This is a genomic window from Undibacterium sp. YM2 (assembly GCF_009937975.1).
In the GTDB taxonomy this organism is placed as follows: domain Bacteria; phylum Pseudomonadota; class Gammaproteobacteria; order Burkholderiales; family Burkholderiaceae_D; genus Undibacterium.
In genome coordinates this window covers 2,871,322-2,890,764 of record NZ_AP018441.1, presented here as the reverse complement: position 1 = coordinate 2,890,764, position 19,443 = coordinate 2,871,322, and the positions used below count along the sequence as shown (strand labels likewise).

16 protein-coding genes are annotated in these 19,443 nt (G+C 48.0%); 12 read left to right on the top strand and 4 right to left on the bottom strand.

What is annotated here, in order from left to right:
- Nucleotides 1–208 precede the first annotated feature (208 nt).
- The 9 genes from UNDYM_RS13120 to UNDYM_RS13085 all read left to right on the top strand — a co-directional run bounded on the left by UNDYM_RS13120 (nucleotide 209) and on the right by UNDYM_RS13085 (nucleotide 11,516).
- A complete protein-coding gene (locus UNDYM_RS13120; RefSeq protein ID WP_162041437.1) occupies nucleotides 209–676 on the top strand; it encodes an Rrf2 family transcriptional regulator in 468 nt (155 codons plus the stop codon).
- Between the two features lie 242 nt (nucleotides 677–918).
- Nucleotides 919–2,556 carry a response regulator gene (locus tag UNDYM_RS13115; protein WP_232064052.1) on the top strand — a complete coding sequence of 546 codons (1,638 nt, stop codon included), beginning with the start codon at nucleotides 919–921 and terminating at the stop codon, nucleotides 2,554–2,556.
- Between the two features lie 156 nt (nucleotides 2,557–2,712).
- Nucleotides 2,713–3,315, top strand: coding sequence for a methyltransferase (locus tag UNDYM_RS13110; protein WP_232064051.1), 603 nt, complete (start codon nucleotides 2,713–2,715; stop codon nucleotides 3,313–3,315).
- The gene (locus UNDYM_RS13105; protein WP_232064050.1) at nucleotides 3,315–4,550 is read left to right on the top strand and encodes a sulfotransferase; all 1,236 of its coding nucleotides are present in this window, start codon (nucleotides 3,315–3,317) and stop codon (nucleotides 4,548–4,550) included. The genes UNDYM_RS13110 and UNDYM_RS13105 overlap by 1 nt, the downstream gene beginning before the upstream one ends.
- On the top strand, nucleotides 4,541–5,362 hold the full coding sequence (locus tag UNDYM_RS13100; protein WP_370529473.1) for an arginase family protein: 822 nt from the start codon (nucleotides 4,541–4,543) through the stop codon (nucleotides 5,360–5,362). Before UNDYM_RS13105 ends, UNDYM_RS13100 begins: the two co-directional genes overlap by 10 nt.
- A 232-nt stretch (nucleotides 5,363–5,594) precedes the next feature.
- Nucleotides 5,595–6,554 (top strand): ABC transporter substrate-binding protein, encoded by a 960-nt coding sequence (locus UNDYM_RS13095; RefSeq protein ID WP_232064048.1) that lies wholly within the window; start codon nucleotides 5,595–5,597, stop codon nucleotides 6,552–6,554.
- 60 nt (nucleotides 6,555–6,614) lie between these two features.
- Nucleotides 6,615–7,247 carry a hypothetical protein gene (locus UNDYM_RS30690; RefSeq protein WP_232064047.1) on the top strand — a complete coding sequence of 211 codons (633 nt, stop codon included), beginning with the start codon at nucleotides 6,615–6,617 and terminating at the stop codon, nucleotides 7,245–7,247.
- A complete protein-coding gene (locus UNDYM_RS13090; RefSeq protein WP_232064046.1) occupies nucleotides 7,172–9,085 on the top strand; it encodes an ATP-binding protein in 1,914 nt (637 codons plus the stop codon). Before UNDYM_RS30690 ends, UNDYM_RS13090 begins: the two co-directional genes overlap by 76 nt.
- Before the next feature lie 268 nt (nucleotides 9,086–9,353).
- Nucleotides 9,354–11,516: a S46 family peptidase gene (locus UNDYM_RS13085; RefSeq protein WP_162041432.1), complete on the top strand. Its 2,163-nt coding sequence runs from the start codon at nucleotides 9,354–9,356 to the stop codon at nucleotides 11,514–11,516.
- A gap of 66 nt (nucleotides 11,517–11,582) precedes the next feature.
- Here the strand turns inward: UNDYM_RS13085 and UNDYM_RS13080 are convergent, their stop codons facing one another.
- The 4 genes from UNDYM_RS13080 to UNDYM_RS13065 all read right to left on the bottom strand — a co-directional run bounded on the left by UNDYM_RS13080 (nucleotide 11,583) and on the right by UNDYM_RS13065 (nucleotide 15,773).
- Entirely contained in the window at nucleotides 11,583–11,972 is a 390-nt protein-coding gene (locus UNDYM_RS13080; RefSeq protein ID WP_162041431.1) for a nuclear transport factor 2 family protein, read from the bottom strand.
- 64 nt (nucleotides 11,973–12,036) lie between these two features.
- On the bottom strand, nucleotides 12,037–13,782 hold the full coding sequence (locus UNDYM_RS13075) for an AAA family ATPase (protein ID WP_232064045.1): 1,746 nt from the start codon (nucleotides 13,780–13,782) through the stop codon (nucleotides 12,037–12,039).
- Nucleotides 13,783–14,204: 422 nt separating this feature from the next.
- Nucleotides 14,205–15,407, bottom strand: coding sequence for a hypothetical protein (locus tag UNDYM_RS13070; RefSeq protein ID WP_162041429.1), 1,203 nt, complete (start codon nucleotides 15,405–15,407; stop codon nucleotides 14,205–14,207).
- Nucleotides 15,408–15,572: 165 nt separating this feature from the next.
- The gene (locus tag UNDYM_RS13065) at nucleotides 15,573–15,773 is read right to left on the bottom strand and encodes a hypothetical protein (protein ID WP_162041428.1); all 201 of its coding nucleotides are present in this window, start codon (nucleotides 15,771–15,773) and stop codon (nucleotides 15,573–15,575) included.
- Between the two features lie 363 nt (nucleotides 15,774–16,136).
- Here UNDYM_RS13065 and gspK point away from each other — a divergent pair, with 363 nt between their 5' ends.
- From gspK to UNDYM_RS13050, 3 genes are all read left to right on the top strand, one after another.
- A complete protein-coding gene (gspK, locus tag UNDYM_RS13060) occupies nucleotides 16,137–17,135 on the top strand; it encodes a type II secretion system minor pseudopilin GspK (protein WP_162041427.1) in 999 nt (332 codons plus the stop codon).
- A gap of 80 nt (nucleotides 17,136–17,215) precedes the next feature.
- Nucleotides 17,216–18,145, top strand: a complete 930-nt coding sequence (locus tag UNDYM_RS13055; RefSeq protein WP_162041426.1) for a hypothetical protein — start codon at nucleotides 17,216–17,218, stop codon at nucleotides 18,143–18,145.
- Nucleotides 18,146–18,445: 300 nt separating this feature from the next.
- The gene (locus tag UNDYM_RS13050; protein WP_162041425.1) at nucleotides 18,446–19,432 is read left to right on the top strand and encodes a LacI family DNA-binding transcriptional regulator; all 987 of its coding nucleotides are present in this window, start codon (nucleotides 18,446–18,448) and stop codon (nucleotides 19,430–19,432) included.
- Nucleotides 19,433–19,443: the final 11 nt, after the last annotated feature.

Here is a 19,443-nt window from a genome sequence, read left to right as displayed (position 1 = left end):
GGATGTTGAACTGAAGTCTTTCAAGGCTGCTGCAGACGAAACCCCAGGGCTGTCAGATGCACGATCCACTGAAATATCCGTGTCAGACATCAATGTATGCGACCAACCGATCGTGAGCGAGTCGTTTTTTGCCGGTTGCATTGATGTGCAAAAGAATCCCCTAATTGTATTAACATGACTATGCTTTAAAAATATCAGAAAATCATTTATGCAATTGACCCATTTTACTGACCTGGGACTACGCGTGCTCATGTATCTGAGTCACAAAGACAGACAAGAGCCTGTGACAATCAGTGAGATTGCCAGTAAATTTGCCATTTCCCGTAATCATCTGGTCAAGGTGGTGCATTTTCTTGCGCAAAAGGGCTGGATTATCACGACCAGGGGGAAGGGCGGCGGCATGGCTCTGGCGCAAGACATAAAGTCTTATCGGCTGGGTAGCATCATTCGCGAACTTGAAGGTGGGGATGCCTTGATAGACTGCGTCACCCCGCCATGTGCATTGCGTGGCAATTGCCAGCTTAAGTCTTTACTTGATGAGGCATTGCTGGTGTTTTACACTAAGCTTGACCAATACACACTACAAGACGCTCTCGGCGGCCGGACACAGGAAGCTATCATCATGTTGCATCAATCCGGTTTTATCGATAGTGCAAAATTCAAGCATCTTCCTTAAATGCCCTGGAAACTGACCAGCTATCTTCATGGGCGATATACCATCTCTTTCGTCATTGAATCTTGTATTGCTTATTCCTCATTATTGTTTTTTAAAAAATGCTAATATGCTTACAAGGTCATGTAATAAGACCATCTGGCACGTAGGCATGATGTTTTTGCAAGCAAGATAATTTCTTGGCAAGAAATAGCTACGGCTGGGAAAGCGCCAATATGAGCATTTAGCCAATGCCAGGAGTTCAGATGACAGTATCCCAGATGCAAGCCCGCATTTTGATAGTCGATGATGAAACCGCACACATGCAGGCATTGTGTGATTTGTTGCGTGACCATAACTATGAAACTACAGGTTTTGCCAATGGCGTTGAAGCGCTGGCATATCTTCGCAACAATACATTTGACTTGTTGCTGACAGATTTGATGATGCCTGATCTTGACGGCATTGCCATGGTTGAGTCTGCCCGCAAGATTGACACTGATCTTGCGTGTATAGTCATGACGGGTGAAGGTAGTATAACCTCTGCAGTCAGGGCGATGAAGGTCGGCGCACTTGACTACATTATCAAACCATTCAAAATTTCAGCAATCCTGCCCGTGCTGGTGCGTGCCATGGAGACGCGTCAGCTGCGCATGGCGAATGCCAGACTGGAGCAGCAACTACGCGAACATACTGCCGAACTGGTAATCTTGAATCAGGACCTGGAGCAAGCCAGGTTGCAGGCAGAAATTGCAAATCGTGCAAAATCGACATTTTTGTCGAACATGAGCCATGAATTGCGCACACCCCTGAATGCCATACTTGGTTTTGCCCAGATTCTGGCATCTGATAGTCTGCAAACCAGTCTCGATGAGAAAAAAGAATTCGCCAAGCACATAGAGGAAGCTGGCAGCCATTTGTTAGCACTAATTAATGAAATTCTTGATCTGGCAAAAGTAGAGTCAGGGGCGATGAAATTAACTGCAGAAGTCATCACTCTTGATGAGGTATTTGCAGAGTGTAAAACAATGATAGAACCGCTGGCCCAGAAACGCGGAATTAATGTAAGTTTTGCAGAAAACACTTGCCTGCATGTGAATGCTGACCGGATTCGCCTGAAGCAAGTATTGATTAATCTGTTGTCGAATGCCATCAAATATAACCGTCAAAATGGTACAGTCAGTGTTGTAGCACATCTGGAAGATGATCTGCATGTCTGTATTCAAGTCATCGACACTGGCGTTGGCCTTAGTACCGTTCAACTGGAAACCATTTTCCAGCCCTTTAACCGTCTTGGGCGCGAAGTATTCAATGAAGAAGGAACCGGCATAGGTCTGTCACTGGTCAAACACCTTGTCGAGGCGATGAATGGTCGCATAGGCATTAATAGCCAGGTAGGTTCAGGCAGTACATTTTGGGTCAGATTCCCCGGTTCTGCTGCCGACAGCCAATACCGGCAACCAGACATTAAAACGATGTTTTATGAGTCTGCGCAGGACCCAAAATCAAGTACGCAAAAATGCCTGCTATATGTTGAAGATAATCCTACCAATCTGAGGCTGGTCGCCGAATTGATACGTCTGCGCTCTGACCTGATTTTATTGACCGCTACGGATGGCTTGCTAGGTATAGAGCAGGCACGCCTGCATTTGCCAGACCTTATTTTGATGGATATCAATTTGCCAGGTATAGACGGTATAGAAACCATGCGGTTTTTGCAGAGCGACCCGAGGACTGCGCACATCCCGGTAATTGCTGTGACAGCAAATGCAATGCCTGCTGATCTTGAAAATGGAAAAGCAGCTGGTTTTTTTTCTTACATTACCAAACCCATCAATATTGAAGAGTTTGGATTTGCTGTGGACAAGGCACTGGAGTTCGTTGCAAATAAATCCCCGATTTAAAGCATCAGCATCGTCATGCTGATGAACACTTCTTAGTGTTTTACATCAGAAAGGATGGCCATGGAGCAGACATCAACAAATAGCCTTGCACACATAGACAGGTGGCAAAAGAACAGGCAAAAGGCATTCAAGACCATCCCTCCTGAAGGAAAAGTAGTGAAATACCTGGGAAAAGAATTCCTGGTTTTTCCGGAGACCTTTTGGCCATTCACAGATAGTCAGCCGTTGGTGAAGAGTTTTAAAATCAAACGGGGTGAAAGCGTGCTTGATGTAGGTACGGGCTCAGGGGTGATTGCTATTTTTGCCTGCTACGGTGGTGCCAGCAAGGTGACGGCTGTCGATATCAATCCGGCTGCCATAAAAAGTGCCAGACACAATGCCAGGATGCATGGTTTTGAGACGCTGATGACAGTCAAAAAATCCAACCTCTTTCAGGCCCTGGAAGGAGAGCAATTTGATGTCATTACCGCTAACCTGCCATTTCGCAACAAGCCAGCGCATGATGTAGTCGCCAGTTCGCAATGGGATACTGATTTCAAGACGAATACGCAATTTTTTGCGGAGGTTGGGAAGTATCTCAAGCCCGAAGGCCGTATTTATTTTTCTCAATCCAATTTTGGTGCCATTGATGAGATCAAGGCATTGGCAAAAGCTGCCGGTTTGACTGTCAGAACACTGGCGAGTGCAGCGGCAGACAAGGCAGAGACAAAAAAATTCTATGCCTTTGTCATGAGGCGCGCAAAGCAGCCGGGTGAATGATGGACGTCATAGACGCTGTCAATGATTTGCGCCGGGTGACGCATACGGATCTGGCCGCGCGCGTCAAGAATGTTGCTGTTATCCTCACATCGCCCAGATCAGGCTCCAGCCTGCTTAAAAGCGTGCTGTCATCGCATCCCGAAATCGCCTCACTTGATGGTGAAATGGAGCCATTTCTTGCTTTGACGAGAAATGGTTTTTCCTTTAATGCAGGCAGCGACGCGCTCAAGTCCATCGATAATCAGGACGTACTGCTGGATAATATTTTTGATGACATGACTTTGCCTGCAGGAGGCGAGTCTGACTATCTATTTCTCAAGGACAGATGGAGGAAGCGCCTGCTATTGCAATTCCCTGCCTTATTCTCTGAAGATCGGGCTCATGAACAGCTCATACATGATCTGGATGCAGTTTTTCGTTTGGCCGCAGAAAAGAAAATTCAGAGTGAAGTCATGCTGCAAGATTTGGTATTGTCGCGCGTTTTCAAGAGCGAAACCTGGCGGCTGGATTATTACGACGGAAAAAAAAATCCTGCAGCCAGCCATAGTTTCAATGAACCTTTCAAACTGGAAGAACCGCCATTTGTTGTCCCCCGACAGCATCGAAGGCAGTTAGAGCCCGACGATGTTGAACAAAAAATCTTGCTATTCAAGACTCCGCCCGATGTATACAGGATAGGCATGTATGAACAGTTGTTTCCAAATGCCAGAATCCGGTATCTGCATCTGACCAGGGGTTATGCGCAATCAGTGAATGGCTTGATGGATGGCTGGTTATCACCCGTTGCTTTTTTTTCACATGATCTGGAACGTATAGGACTCGATTTATCAATCAAGGGATATTCCGATACCGTTAGTTTTGGCAAGCGCTGGTGGAAATTTGATTTACCACCGAACTGGCAAGAATATTTGAATACAAGTTTGGAAGAAGTCTGTTTGAATCAGTGGTTGTCTGCACACCAGGCCATCATTGATAGTCGGGTTAGCTCTTTGTCTGTGTCATTTGAAGAATTTTTATCAGACCCCGCTGGAATCATACAGAAAATTACTTCCTATCTGGACTTGCCAGAAATGCTGAGTTTACCTGTTTTTCCAGTGACGATGGCGACGGAGGCGCCCAAGTTCCGGCGATGGCACAAGCGTGAAACCGATTTGCTACGCATGGGAAAAAGACAGGATGTGCAAATGATGATGGATAGCTTGGCTTATTCCATGAATCCGGAAACATGGCTATGAATAAACACTTACTCATTCCCTTTCTGACCGGGCAAAGAAGGGATGGTCTTGGCCGCGTTAATGACGTCAGTGTACATCCCTGGGAAATAGTGAATATCCCTGAATTCAAGGAAACCGCCATTGCTGACGCGAATGAAAAATTGCGCAGAATGGGGCAGATTTATGCAAATCTGGCTACCAGGGTTCAGCAAATCACTGAGCACGGCGACAGGGCAGTCTGTATAGCCGGCGACTGTTTTTCTACTTTGGCTGTAGTGACGGGACTGCAAAAAGCGGGCAGGCAACCAGACCGTATATTGTGGCTGGATGCACACGGAGATTTTCACACCTGGGAAACCACGCTTACCAAATACCTTGGGGGAATGCCTCTGGCCATGCTGGTTGGACGGCGCGACAGACGCAGGAATGAACGCAATGCCATTGGCACTTTTTTAAAAGAAGTTGGTATCAAGCCTTATCCAGAGGAGCAAATCATTCTGTCTGATGCCCGCGATCTCGATCCCGGTGAAAAAGAGTCACTGGAAAGTTCAAAGATACTCACTTGCAACATCGATCAGATAAGCAAGCACCTGTCACCACATGAAAACATATATCTGCATTTTGATACCGATGTGATTGATGACAGGACTAAATTACCTGCTCTTAAATATCACGTCAGGCAAGGCCCCTCGCATGCTCAGATGAGCGCTCTTTTTTCTGTATTGCGCCAATTCAAACTGGTCGCAGTGTCTGTTTCCGCATGGCATGAAGAAGAGGATCTGGACAATAAAACCGCTATTGCTTGCTTAAATTTACTTGAAGAACTAGAATAAAAAACAATGTTTCATCATTGCATGATGTGATGCAAGTTGCAATTAAAAATACATACTCATATCACTCTGCAATGTTCAGCTCGGCTCTCACGCTTATTTTGGATATTGCTATATGAGTTGGTAAAGTGAATGCGGAAAAGAGGGAAGCGGCATGGCAGGCATAAAGCTCGGGCAATTTTTTCACAAGACAGTTCTCATCTGGCTTGCCTGTATGCTTGGTGTAATCCTTTTCTTGAGTTTGATTTATGTCTGGCTCATTCGGCCACCGGTGTCCAGGGCGCCACTGGAGCAAGTCATCATCGCTACCAATACTGAATATGTAGGCACCTGTTCCATCACCGCAGCCCGTGAGAAGGGTTACTTCGCCAAAGAAGGTATCGTTGTACTCATACAGTCACATTCCAGTGGCAAGGCTGCCATGGAAGCTGTCGTTCAGGGGCAGGCACACCTCGGGACCGTAGCCGATATTCCTGTCATGTTTGCCGGGCTGGACCAAAGACCGGTTGCGGCGATAGCCACGATTTTTAAAACCGACAAAGACCATGGCATAGTCGGGCGCCGTGACCGGGGCATACTGCAGCCTGCGGACCTCAAAGGCAAGCGAGTTGGCGTCACGCTTAGCTCATCGAGCCATTTCACCCTCAGCGCTTTTTTGAACCGCCAGAAACTATCGGTCAAAGACGTGACCATGATCAATTACAAGCCGGAAGAATTTGCTGATGCGATAGAGCGTGGTGAAGTCGATGCTGTCGCTACTTGGGAGCCTTTCCTGAATACCATGATGACGCGACTTGGTGACAATGGTGTGATTTTTTATGGCAAAGATGTGTATGAAAGCCTGTACAACGTCGTTGGCATGCGCAGTTACATTTCTGCTGAGCCTGAAACGATCAAGAAAGTATTGCGTGCTCTTGATCAGGGGAGTAATTACTGTAACGAAATGCCTGATGCCGCCCGGATATTGCATGAAGCAGGTAAAAAAACCAATACCAAAGAACAAAGAACAGCATGGGCTACCTATCGCTTTGAAATTGGTCTCGATCAGGGATTATTGCTGGCACTGGAAGATCAGGCACGGTGGGCAATCAAGAACAAGCTGACCAATAAAACTGAAGTGCCAAATTACCTTGACTATATATATTTGGACGGCATGGAAAAAGTCAAACCGTCGGCAGTGACCATCATTCATTGAGATTCCAAAGTGAAAATTTCGACCCGACTGAAATTTGCGGAATTAATATCTTTAGCCATCGTGGCAATGATTGTTGTGATTTTGTTGTCCACGACTTTGCAAATGAAGCGGGAAATTGCCAAAAATGAAGCGGCTGGCGAGTTATTGCAGGCAGTAACTTCTTTGCGTTATCTCACACTGGAATATGCCTTGCGTCACGATGAGCGCACCAAGGCACAGTGGCAATTGCGCAGCACTTCTTTGGCAAAGCGACTGGCGGGCCCTGAAGAATTTACCGAACCAGCGGATAAAGAGGCAATAGTCGAATTGAGAGATGGCAATGAAAATATAGCGCAGCTTTTTGCTTTATTGGTAGGCAATCATCATGAATTGATGAAAGAAAAAGACAAGGCTGAGATACTTGAAGAATTGGAATCGCGGTTATTGGGGCAGATCACGAATAAAACCCAGGCTATGATTTCTGATGCGTTGAATTTGTCTGAACAAAGCCGTATCGGCGCCCTGAACGCCCAGCAGCGTGCTTTTAATGCGGTGATCCTCTTCGGGGGCATAGTCGTCCTGGTTGTAACAGTCACTATTTATATTACCTTGCGCAGTGTCAGCCGCCCCTGGAAAAATTGCGTGAAGGTACAGCCATCGTTGGTGCAGGCAATCTCGACTTTTCCCTGCAATTTGATAGTCAGGATGAAATAGGGGATTTGGCCCGTGCATTTGATGGTATGACAGAAAAACTCAAACTGACCACGGTCTCACGTGATGCCCTGGTTGATATCAACGAAACCTTGCAGGCAGAAATCATAGAGCGTCAGCAAATCGAGAAAAAAGCACAGGCCCAGCTCGCCCGCTTGAATTTGCTGCATCAGATTACACGCTCCATAGGTGAGCGCCAGGATTTACGGAGTATCTTCCAGGTCGTCATCCGTAGCCTTGAAGACCATCTTCCTGTAGATTTCAGTTGCGTCTGTCTTTATGACCAGGGCAAAAACCAGTTGCAGGTCACCAGTGTAGGTTTGCACAGCGAATCTTTGGCGCAACAATTATCCATGACCCAGAATACCCAGGTCTCCATTGATGAGAACGGCCTGTCGCGCTGTGTGCGCGGTCAACTGGTCTATGAAGCGGACATCAGTAAAGTCAATTTTCCTTTTCCACAAAGACTGGCTGCTGGGGGACTCAGTGCCCTGGTGATGGCACCGCTGAGGGCAGAAAGTACCGTGTTTGGCGTACTGGTCGTTGCCAAGCGTGAAGCTCATAGCTTTAATAGCGGTGAATGTGAGTTTTTAAGGCAGTTGAGCGAGCATGTGGCCCTGGCTGCCAATCAGGCGCAACTCTATACTGCACTACAACAAGCTTATGATGATTTACGCCAGACCCAACAATCTATCATGCAACAAGAACGTCTGCGGGCCCTGGGACAAATGGCCAGCGGTATAGCTCACGATATCAACAACGCAATCTCACCTGTTGCACTTTATACTGAATCCTTACTGGAAACAGAAAAAAACCTGAGTGTTAAAGGCAGAAATTATCTGGAAGTTATTTCGCGCGCAATAGATGATGTTGCCGCAACTGTCGCCAGAATGAGGGAATTTTATCGCCAGCGTGCGCCACAATTATCTCTGTCACCTGTCAATGTAAACAGCCTGGTTCAACAAGTCATAGACCTCACCCGTGCCAGATGGAGCGACATGCCACAGCAGCGCGGCATTGTCATCAATGTACATACCGAGCTTGCACCAGATTTGCCGGATATCATGGGTGTGCACGGTGAAATAAGGGAAGCATTAACTAATTTGATCTTCAATGCGGTGGATGCCATGCCGGAGGGTGGGGTACTCACTTTACGCACCAGTGTCGTTCAGGATTTGCTGGAATCGACTAAAGAAGTCATCTTGAAACAAGTCCACATCGAAGTCAGCGATTCAGGTGTAGGCATGTCTGACGATACCAGACGCAGGTGTCTGGAGCCGTTCTTTACCACCAAAGGTGAGCGCGGAACCGGGCTGGGCCTGGCCATGGTCTATGGCATGATAGAAAGACATAGTGCCCATATCGACATCCTGACTGAAGTTGGCAAGGGTACGACCATGCGCATGAGTTTTCTTGTGCCCACTACGGTCAGTCCGATTGCCAGAACACCGGCTGCAGAATCTGTGCCTACGCACAGGCGCATACTGGTGGTCGATGATGATCCCATGGTTTTAAAGTCCTTGCGCGACATATTGGAGATTGACGGTCATAGCGTACTCTCGGCTGATGGTGGTCAGGCCGGGATAAATGCGTTTAATGAGGCACATGAAAGAGGGGATACTTTTGCCGTTGTCATCACCGATCTTGGCATGCCCTATATCGATGGCCGCAAGTTGGCCAGCTCCATCAAGCAAGTGTCCCCGATGACACCCATCATCATGTTGACGGGATGGGGGCAGCGGCTGGTCGATGACGGCGACTCACCCTCGCATGTGGATTGCGTGCTGAGTAAACCACCCAAACTATCAGAGTTGCGTGAGGCGCTGAGGAAGATACTGTGATTTTTTGGTGTCTTAAGCCAGTCCTGTTATGACTTGCTTTTCCTACATGCTTGTTTGCGAAAATAGAAGAATGTCTGAATTGCAATTTGCTGACATTTAATATCAGTTTCTAAGCCTCTAACTGCCAAAACCCACGTAATTCATCAAAGTTCGCACAAAATAGTGAACTTTCCGCCTATTTTTAAGACTAAACTGTCGCGCCTTGGGCTTGCTCCAAGGTACCAAGAGGGAATCACTCATAATTTTCACATCTTTTTATAACAATATGATGAAAAAAACACTTACCACGCTGGCGGTCATGAGCCTATGCCAGATAGCTAGCGCAGATGAAGGCATGTGGATGCCTCAGCAGTTGCCACAGGTTGCCAAGCAACTTAAGGCAGACGGCTTAAAACTGGACCCTGCAACATTGACCAAATTGACTGAGTTTCCTATGGGAGCCATTGTCAGTCTCGGCGGTTGCTCAGCTTCCTTTGTATCCCCGCAAGGCTTGGTTGCAACTAACCATCACTGCGTCTACAACAGTGTTGCCCACCATTCAAAACCAGAACGTAACTTGCTGGCTAATGGTTTTCTGGCAAGCAGCCTTGAAGAGGAATTGCCTGCCTCTCCTGGCTCTCGTATCTTTGTGACGAAAGAAGTCAACAATGTCAGCAACAAGATCATCGATAAAAATACTGCCAAATTGAATGGCAAGGCGCGTGTCGATGCCATTGAGAAAAATTCCAAAGCCATCATCGCTGAATGCGAAAAAGACGCCGGCCATCGCTGCAACGTTTATCCTTACTACGGTGGCCTTGAGTATTACCTCATCAAGCAACTGGAAATCAAGGACGTACGCCTGGTTCACGCACCGCCTGAAGGTGTAGGCAAATTTGGCGGTGATACCGACAACTGGATGTGGCCGCGCCACACCGGTGATTACGGTTTTTACCGCGCTTATGTCAGCAAAGACGGCAAATCTGCCGACTACAGCAAAGACAATGTACCTTACGTACCAAAACATTTCCTGAAGCTGGCCAAAGACAATCTCAAGGAAGGTGACTTTATCATGGTGCTGGGTTACCCAGGCCGCACCAACCGTCATCGCCTGCCATCAGAAGTCGCTTACACATTTGACTGGAACTATCCGACGTTTGTGAAGAGTTCAGGTGACATGCTGGCCATCATCGCCAAAGAAACCAGCAGCAATCCAGATGCGAAACTCAAATACGCCGGTCAGGTTGCAGGCATCAACAACTACTACAAAAACCGTCAGGGTATGCTCGACAGCTATGCGGGCAGCGATATCCTGGCACGCAAAACCAAAGAGCATGAAGAGCTGAAGGCCTGGATCAACAGCAATCCCGCACGCGCCAAAGAATTTGCCAGCGATATTGATCAGGTAGAAAAATTGATCGCAGAGCGCGATGCTCTGGGTAAGCGAGATTTTTACCTGGCCAGTTCTTCTCCACGTTTCTTGTCTACAGCGCGAACTTTGTACCGCTTGTCGAATGAATCAACAAAAGCGGATGCGGAACGCAAAGCAGGCTTCCAGGTACGCGACCTGCCTCGCTTCAAAGCCTCAGTAGATGCGGTCGAACGCAACTATGATGAAAAAGTCGACAAGGCCCTGGTCTTGTACAACCTGAGCAAATACGCTGCGCAAGCCAAGGCTGACCGCAATGCCAATTTTGATGCAGCGTTGGGCATCAAGGATGGCATGTCGGAAGCTGATTTGAAATCCCTGCTTGATACCCTGTATGCTGGTAGCAAACTGGGTGACAAGGCAGCACGCAGCGCGTGGCTGACGGCAAAACCAGAAGACTTCAAAGCCAGCAATGACAGCTTTATCAAAGCAGCCGTGGCAATGTATGACGGTGGCTTGAAGCGTGAAGCTGAGGATGAAGAATTGATGGGTAAAATCCAGCAAGCCTACGGCAACTACATGAAGGCAAAAATTGCCTACATGAAGAGCAAAGGGCAGGCAGTATATCCAGATGCCAACAGCACCTTGCGCGTTACCTTTGGCAAAGTGACGGGACGTGATCACGGTACTGCTGATGGCCTGGCATGGAGCGCCTTCACAACAGTCAATGGCATTCCGCCAAAAGCAACCGGCACTGGTGAATTCAATGCGCCAGCTGCGCAATTGGCTGCGATCAAGGCCAAAGACTTCGGCAAATATGTTGATCCGCAACTGAAGACAGTTCCGGTGAACTATCTGGCGACTTTGGATATCACGGGCGGCAATTCTGGTTCCGCTGCTTTGAATGCCAAAGGCGAATTCATCGGTCTGGCATTTGATGGCACTCTGGATTCCATTATTTCTGACTGGGACTACAACAAGGCCAACTCCCGTTCTATACAAGTTGATCTGCGTTACATGCTATGGCAAATGAAACATGTAGATAAGGCTGATCGTCTGTTGAAGGAAATGGGCACTGAGTAATCAAGCAACTGCCTCAAAGTAAAAAGCCCTGCAAGTCACATTGCAGGGCTTTTTTATCTGATGATGTTAAAGCTCGTATTTATTGCCTGCAGTGGAACGGATAGGGTGCGTGTCATAGATCAAATCCAGATACTTGATTTTGTTGCTATCGGCATCAAACGTAAACAGATCCATGACTTTGAAGGTAATTAAAGTCCCGTCACGAACTGTCCAGTCATATTGGAAATAAGCTGTTGCATGATGTTTCTTTGTCGTGCTGACAAAGATGTCGATAGGGGTAATCACATTGCGGCTGGAAGCTTCTGCCAGTCTGTCAAAGAAAGGGCCAGCTGCCATTTCCCCAAGAAACGGCGAAAGAACCTTTCCATCTTCTGCAAACAAGCTCTTGATGGTGCCGTAGTCGGCATCACCAAGCGCCTTCATATAGATTTGCAAAACAGAAATGTACTCCGACATTGATGCTCTCCTTTTGATTAATGTCTCACAAATATATCACTTTTTGTGGAATCGCCAGGCTTGCTTAGACCACATCGACGGTTTTCATTGATGACAGTTCCTGGCTAAGCAAAAGCATGAGCTCACTTTGCTCGAATTGTTTTATCAGCAAAGGAACAGCAAATACAAACTCGGATCCATCGCGCTTGAGTACATAGGCTAATTGCAGACGGGACAGGGCATGACGCATGGTTTCAGGTTCTACAGTCAGACCATTGTAAGCAAGCAGGGCAGCAAGTGCAGATAAACTCGTTTTGCCCTTGAGCGCCGTGTGATAGACGACGATGCGGTCGAGGCGGCAAGAGGCTTCATCGTTACTTAATTTACCCCAACCAGCCAAAGCGTCTTGCACAGCTTGCGAAGATAGTGCGTGCGTGACATGGCGGACTTCTATGGCACGCTCTCCTGGCTGCAAAGCTTCCAGGCATTCCTGACAAAGGATGGCGAGCAAATTGGCGCGCTGGCCACTGGCTTCCACCAGTTGATCTACTAACTGGTTGCTGGAAAAACCAAAGCGCAAGCGCGATAAAGGTACCGTGACCAATTCTTTGCAGGCATCCTGCTCCAGTCCACCTATCGTCAATACTTCGCCAAAATTGCGCAGTGGGGACTGATAATCAAGCACCGCAGTTGCATATAAATCCCAAAATCCTGCAAGCATGAACCAGCAACGGCCTTCATCACTCAAGGAGCGCAGGGCTGATAATTGCGGGTAATTATTGATGGATTCATCTCGGAAAAAGAGATCAGCTTCGTCGATCAACAGGAATAATCGTTTACCTGCGAAGTTGGCTTCCAGATGAGAAATAATATCTTCGATAGGCGTTGTTGCATCAAGGCCAAACTGAAGTGCCATGCGAGGAGCCAGGCGATGATCGCGCAAAGAAATGTAATGACAGACTATGTGTGGATGCCCCTGCAGGCTACGCTGGACAGCTTTCAAGAGACTGCTTTTGCCAAGCTGGCGGCCACCCACGACAAGGTAATTGGAGGGATCGCGACCGATGACGCGTGACAGCAATTTTTCCCGCCCAAAAAATGCACCCGCACTGGTAACCGCCCCTCTGGTCTGGTAGGGCGATATGCGCGTTACACGTAATTGTTCAGCAAGAAGACGCAATAATACAGCCGCAGGTTGTCTGCTAAGCATGCACTCAGTCTGACTCGCGCCGTCGAGCATCACAAACATATTGGCTTTATCTTCACAATAAGCTTGCAGTGCAATGTGTTCTGTTTCACTCTCGGATCTGGCAAGTATCAGCATCACATCCGAACCAATTTGCGCGGATATTAGCGCGCCTATCAGTGCCTCATCGTTGACATCAACATAGGGGATAAACACCAGGCATCTGTCCAGCGACACAGGCAGATTGCTGGCAAATTGCCACTCAAAAACCTGGCCAGGAAGTGACCACCCCGCACTGACTTTGCTTTGCACTGACAGCCGGGTAGCCAGGTATTCCTGCTGTTTATTTGCACCTTCATTGACATAGGCAACGGCGCGCTGCCAGGAGGCAGTGGAGATGCCCGCAGCTTGCAACGTCGCCTGTCTTCTGCCGGTAATACCCAGCAAACGATCAAGTTTGGGCAAGATACGGTAGGGTGTTCTTCGCAGGCGGTCAGGGCGCAATTGTGATGGCCCCAGTAAAGGGTGTCTTACAACTGCAAAAATACCAGCGACTATGAAAATCAATGCACAAACCAGGGGCAAGGTCTTTAGCTTGCTCAGAGTTACAGTGTCTGAAGTGGCACCTTCGCAATTCATTGGCATGAATTTGGCAGGCACGGGAGGCGTGCCGGCACGGCATTTCCATGAGTGATTTGATGGATTGAACTCAAATATCAACTGTGTCCCCGACAGGGAGCCTAACTGGGCATATTTTATTAAATTGATCTGCAATATATTTGGTCGGGGTGAGGTCACTACGAGATATGGCGTAATCGTTTGTGGTTCTAACTTTTTAATGTCAGAAGGCCATTCATCGTTAATGTTACGCATCTCAGACAAAGCAAGGCGCCACTGGTTTATATCACTCCAGATAGGGCCAATGTTTTCAGCAGCAAGCACACCATCCCTGGTAAAGGGATTCAGCTTTGGTGCAAGCAGCGCAGTTCCAAGCAATAATGTCAGCACGATAATGAAAATAGTGCGTACAATTTTCTTTGGCAGTCGCAACAAAAGATTTCCCTGCATCATTCAAGCACCATCAAGCCAGCTTCACGGATAATGTCGCAACGCCAGCAAAGCCGGGCCTGATCACCTTGCCCACGGACGTGTATCAGGTTTCCCCAAAAAAGGCGGCGCAAATCTTCATCCTGAAGATAGGGACGAGCCCGTCCCAGATCATCAGTCTCAAGCAAGCTGCGCAGACGCAGCAGAGAAGCTGGATTTTGTGTCAGCGGCAAAAAGGTCTGCCACAAGCGAGCACTATGAGTTAAAAATGTGCGCAATGCTGCCGCATCGTTTTCCATCGAAGCCTGATTATCAACCAGCCATTGCATACCTTCTTCAAAGAGCGCCGGATGGCCGCCACACATGGATGCCAGTGCAGTCAGTCTGGAAGATGCAATGACATGGTCTGGCCAGCGTTGCTTGACGAGGATATGCAAATCTTCTGTGTCCGCATCTGGCCAATGGCTGACCTGGGCAATATTCAGTAGCGACAAATCGCCGCTGCGGTATTTCAGGTCGGCCAGCGCCTCACCGCCGCATAACAAAAGGTGCAGGCGACCGCCATGCATTTCACTCAGGCTGCGCAAGATGCCTGCCAACGCTTCACGCAAGACTGGGGTACCTTGCTCGAACCGGCTGACCAGGCAAAATACGCGTTCACCTGCTTGCAGTCTCTGTTCCAGTGCCGCTTCAAATTCATAATCTGAACTGACATTCTCAAACCCGCATTGCCGCCCTATAGCCGCAAAATATTCACTGCTGTCGGCGCTGATACTGTAAGGGGGCTGTATATGAAGTGTCGCTTTTTCACCGTACTGTACACGTGCGCGGGCCAGTAATTTTTCCCTGAATGGAGGTTGTCCCCAGTGCGCTTGCGACAGCAGCAGGGTGATAGGGTAGGGCGTAGATTGAGCCAATCGCACAAACAATTGATCCATGAATTCCGCAAACGGTGTTTCATTGATTTCTTCGTTTTGTAATGGGAATTCAGGTGCAAGACCCGCAGCAGCAAAAAAAAGATTGGTTTCAGTTTCTGTCAGCCTGAGATAACGCGCGCACGCATGCAAACTGTCGCGCGATCTGGCGCTGGGGAGCGAAGTTCCGTTTCTCCAGTTATTGACTGACTCCCGGCTTAGTCCAATTTCTGCAGCAACGCCAGCCGCACTGGCACGTATCCTGCGCATGTATTGCGATAGCAGATGAGAGAAGGTGTCTGAAAACATGAATAGCCTGTCTTAATCAGCCAAATAAGGCTATTGATTTTTGGGGAGCAAATATTAAATATGCGCCTGTTTGCGAGCGCCATTTTATCAGCGTGCGGCGTGGGCGCAGATATTGATGCTGTCAGCCGGCCGCCGCATCAACTTGACATACTGTCAGCCGGGCATTCAGTTTTTGCGGAATGGTTTGGGATTGTAGATCGCAGCTTTGGCTTTATCTTGCTGCGTACGTCCTTGTTTTCTCGTTGTATGCATCAACAGTATCAATAACATACACATGTTTAATGTCAGGCTGAGGACTAAAATTTCGTCTTTGTAGATTGCAAATAGAGCAATCAGATGGTCAGTGATTTTGATGAGTTCATTCATATGAAAGCGGTTATTTTATTTTTTTGATGCAATACGGTTGTCGTACTTCGATAGGGTGTTTGATTAGTAATGCATGCCAGTCAGGTTTCTATTTATCGCCTGCCTTCCCTGTTTGCGGCAACGGATGACATTGTATATTTGGCATTATAAGTGCAATTCAGATCAAATTAACAGACTAAAACTAGTCGGATTGGCCCGGCGTAATGCTTTACCAAGCACTGTTACTTAACTGCGGCTTAACTGCTAATTTCGCAATAACGGAAAAGTAGTTGACATGCCATCATAGGTAGCGCTACCATTGTTGAGTGCGACTACCTGGAAAATAAATGAACTCATGAGACCAGGGATGGGAATGCCAACTATGTGCCCGCACAAAGAAATCGCAGCCCATACTCGTACGACCATTCATATCAGGTATGGTCTCACCAGCAAGGAGTTGCCGTCGTACTTGCACTATTGCTGTCGGCGCTTGCAGTTGCTGTGGTCAGCGGGATGTTCTGGCCACAACATATCCAGTTCTGGTCGCTTGAAAATCAACTCGAACAACAGCGGATGCGTATGTTGCAAAGAGGCGTGCTGGACAAGACCCGTCAGATATTAAGGCTGGATGCGATGGAAAATGATGGCGTTACCAGCCTGGACGGAGCTTGGGCTAAATCTGATGCCACAATCAAGTTAAATGAATTATTACAGTACGCAGAATCAAGCATTGCCGCGCTGACCATCCGGGTCATAGATGCTCAATCCCGCTACAACCTTATGAATCTGGCGACTGGTGGCAAGATCAATGAGGGCCAGGTGAGCAATTACCGGCGCTTGCTTCAGATATTGAAAATAGATACCGCCCTGGCGGAACTGACAGCAACTGCTATCGCAGCCACTCAATCGACAGGAACAGCAGGTGAAAGTATATTCGCCTTCGTTCACATTGATGATCTCGTCACCATTTCCGGATATACCCCTCAGATACTGGCCAGCCTCAGGGAGTTTATCGTGCTGTTGCCCGAGCCCACTGCCTTGAATGTCAATACAGCCTCGTTAGTGTTGCTATTCGCCGTGACCGGATCACAGCAAAACACCATGATGCTGTCACAAGCGCGGCAGCGGCAGGCAATACGCAAGCGCGCCGAAATAACGCAACAATCCCAACAGCCCCAACAATCAGACGAAGCATTGCTGGTGAAGGACACTTTCCTGGATGTAAAAAGTGACTATTTCCTCGTGGAACAGCAGATCAGACTGGGCCGCATGAGCTTGTCTTCGAGAGCTCTTATCAGGCGCAAGACAGGAGGGCGTTTCCCTGACATCCAGGAGCGAGATGACGTTTTAACTACCGCTGTTATCTGGATGCGTAAAAGCTGAGGTGAATTGATGCAACACTCACGACCACTCAGCTTTGCTCTGGTGCCAGCGGCGTACGCGGGCCGCCATCGACATTTGCCATGGAATACCCCGTGTGTCAAATTCGTTCATCAAATTCGATCATCATCGAATTCAATCAACATAAAAAAATGGAGACAATAATGATTAAGACAAGAAACTTGAATCTCGCGAAGGTTAGACTGCTTATAACCGGATTGCTGCTGGGGCTTAGCTTCTGCCATCAGGCGCAGGCAGCATCCGCCTCGGCCAACCCTGCCGACGCAAGCAACAAGCACATTTATGTAGATCAGTATGATCTCTCTACAAATCTGTGGGGTATCAGCGGCGCAGGTACGAACTGGTCTGAAACCATCTTCACCAATTCAACCAGTACCATGGATGGGGCGGGTTATAAATGGACGGGATTTGGCGGTGATACAAGTACAGTCAAGTCATACCCAAGCATACGCCGGGGGGCCAGCAATAGTCAGAATAATCCGGCCACGTCTGGTTTGCCTTATCAGTTTGGCGCCAATACAAAAAATGTCGATGTGCTATGGAGCTTTGCCACAGCGGGCTACGATGGAACGGGCAATATTGTTGGCACCTACAACCATGCCATTGACGTCTTCTTTCATTCATCCAACATCTGGAATACGAGTTACCTGAAAGGAGAAATCATGGTCATACCTGACTCCTCTGCTAACTCGCAGACCGCGGGTTGGGGTGTCAAAGACGCTGCCAGCTTTGTGCTCGATGGCGAAACCTGGGATGTCTGGCAAGCGACCATGACGTCCAACGGCAATAGCTGGCCAGTCATGCAATTTCGAAAACGGGTGAATGCCCGTTACTTCAATAAAAACCTGAAATTTTTTTTTGCAGAAGCAGCGCGCAGGAGGGCCGATGTATTCAAGAGCACCTACTATGTGATGACGGTAGAGGCAGGAACTGAAGTGAAATCTGGTTCAGGGCACTTCTATAATAAAAATTATCAGGTGAGCGTGTACTGAAAAAGCGCTAAAGCATCTGACCAAGCAGTAGGTTTTCCTGCAACCTGACTAAGCGCTTCGTGGCATATCGTTGTGCATGGTATGAAGCGCTGCAACTACACGACTTCAAAGACTCTTAGCAACAACAAAGCGTTGTTGAAAACCATCATTATTGTTTAGTAAACTAACTAAACTAAAAGTCGCAATCAGACATTGATTGACCGATTTTTCAAGACAAAGCTACCATCAAATACCGTTTTTACAGCAATTTCTTAAATTTGTTTAGCAGATTATGATGACTTTGTTTTTTCCTCTATCAGCATGGGCATAACCATACGCGACCTGGCCGAAGCCACTGGTTTTTCAGTGGGCACGATTTCCCGTGCGCTCAAAAACCAGACTGGTTTGACAGAAGCCACGCGCGCCCTGGTTTTTAACGCTGCGCAAGAAATGGGTTACGACCTGTCAAAGTTAAAGCATGGACGCATACGACGTATCGCTTTTCTATTGCACAGGCAGCACAATAATTTGTCGAGCAGCCCATTTTATTCCATCGTTTTGCACGGGGCAGAAGCTGCCTGCAGACGAGCCGGCATTGCATTGTCATTTGTCGCCGTGGGCCCGGCTGAGCCAGTGATGGAGCAAATCAGGGTTCATCAGCCGGACGCCATTGTGTGTGCGGGATTTTTCGAAGCAGAATTATTGCAGGCGATACGCACTTCAGGAAAACCCTTGGTGCTGATTGATATGCATCTGGCCGGTTATGCCTCAATTAACCCGAATAATCGTCTGGGCGGTTATTTAGCCACGCAACATTTGATCAACACCGGACGCAAGCGTATAGCCATGTTAAGCGGTCCGCACGCGCACTACAGCATACAAGAGCGTATCCATGGTTTTCGCAAGGCCTTGTTTGACGCAAAAATGCTGGCCAATCCAGAATATGAAATTGCGATTCCGCATCAGGCTGAAGAAGAAAAAATAGTCAGGCAGGCAGTGACGGATTTGTTGTCCATGTCCGAGCCACCAGATGCTCTCTTTTGCTACAACGACAATACTGCCCTGACTGCGATGACTGCTTGTCTGGATATGGGATTGAAGGTCCCTGAAGATATCGCCATTGTCGGTTTTGACGATATCCGGGCCGCAGCGAGAGCCCACCCAACTTTAAGCAGTATTGCCGTAGATAAGGAAGGACTGGGCGCAGAGGGCGTGGCCATGCTACTGCGCAATGCACAACCAGAGAGCCTTGAGATCACACTTGCAGTGCAATTGATTGTACGGGGCAGCAGTGTGCAATCTGTTTGAAGATTGAACCT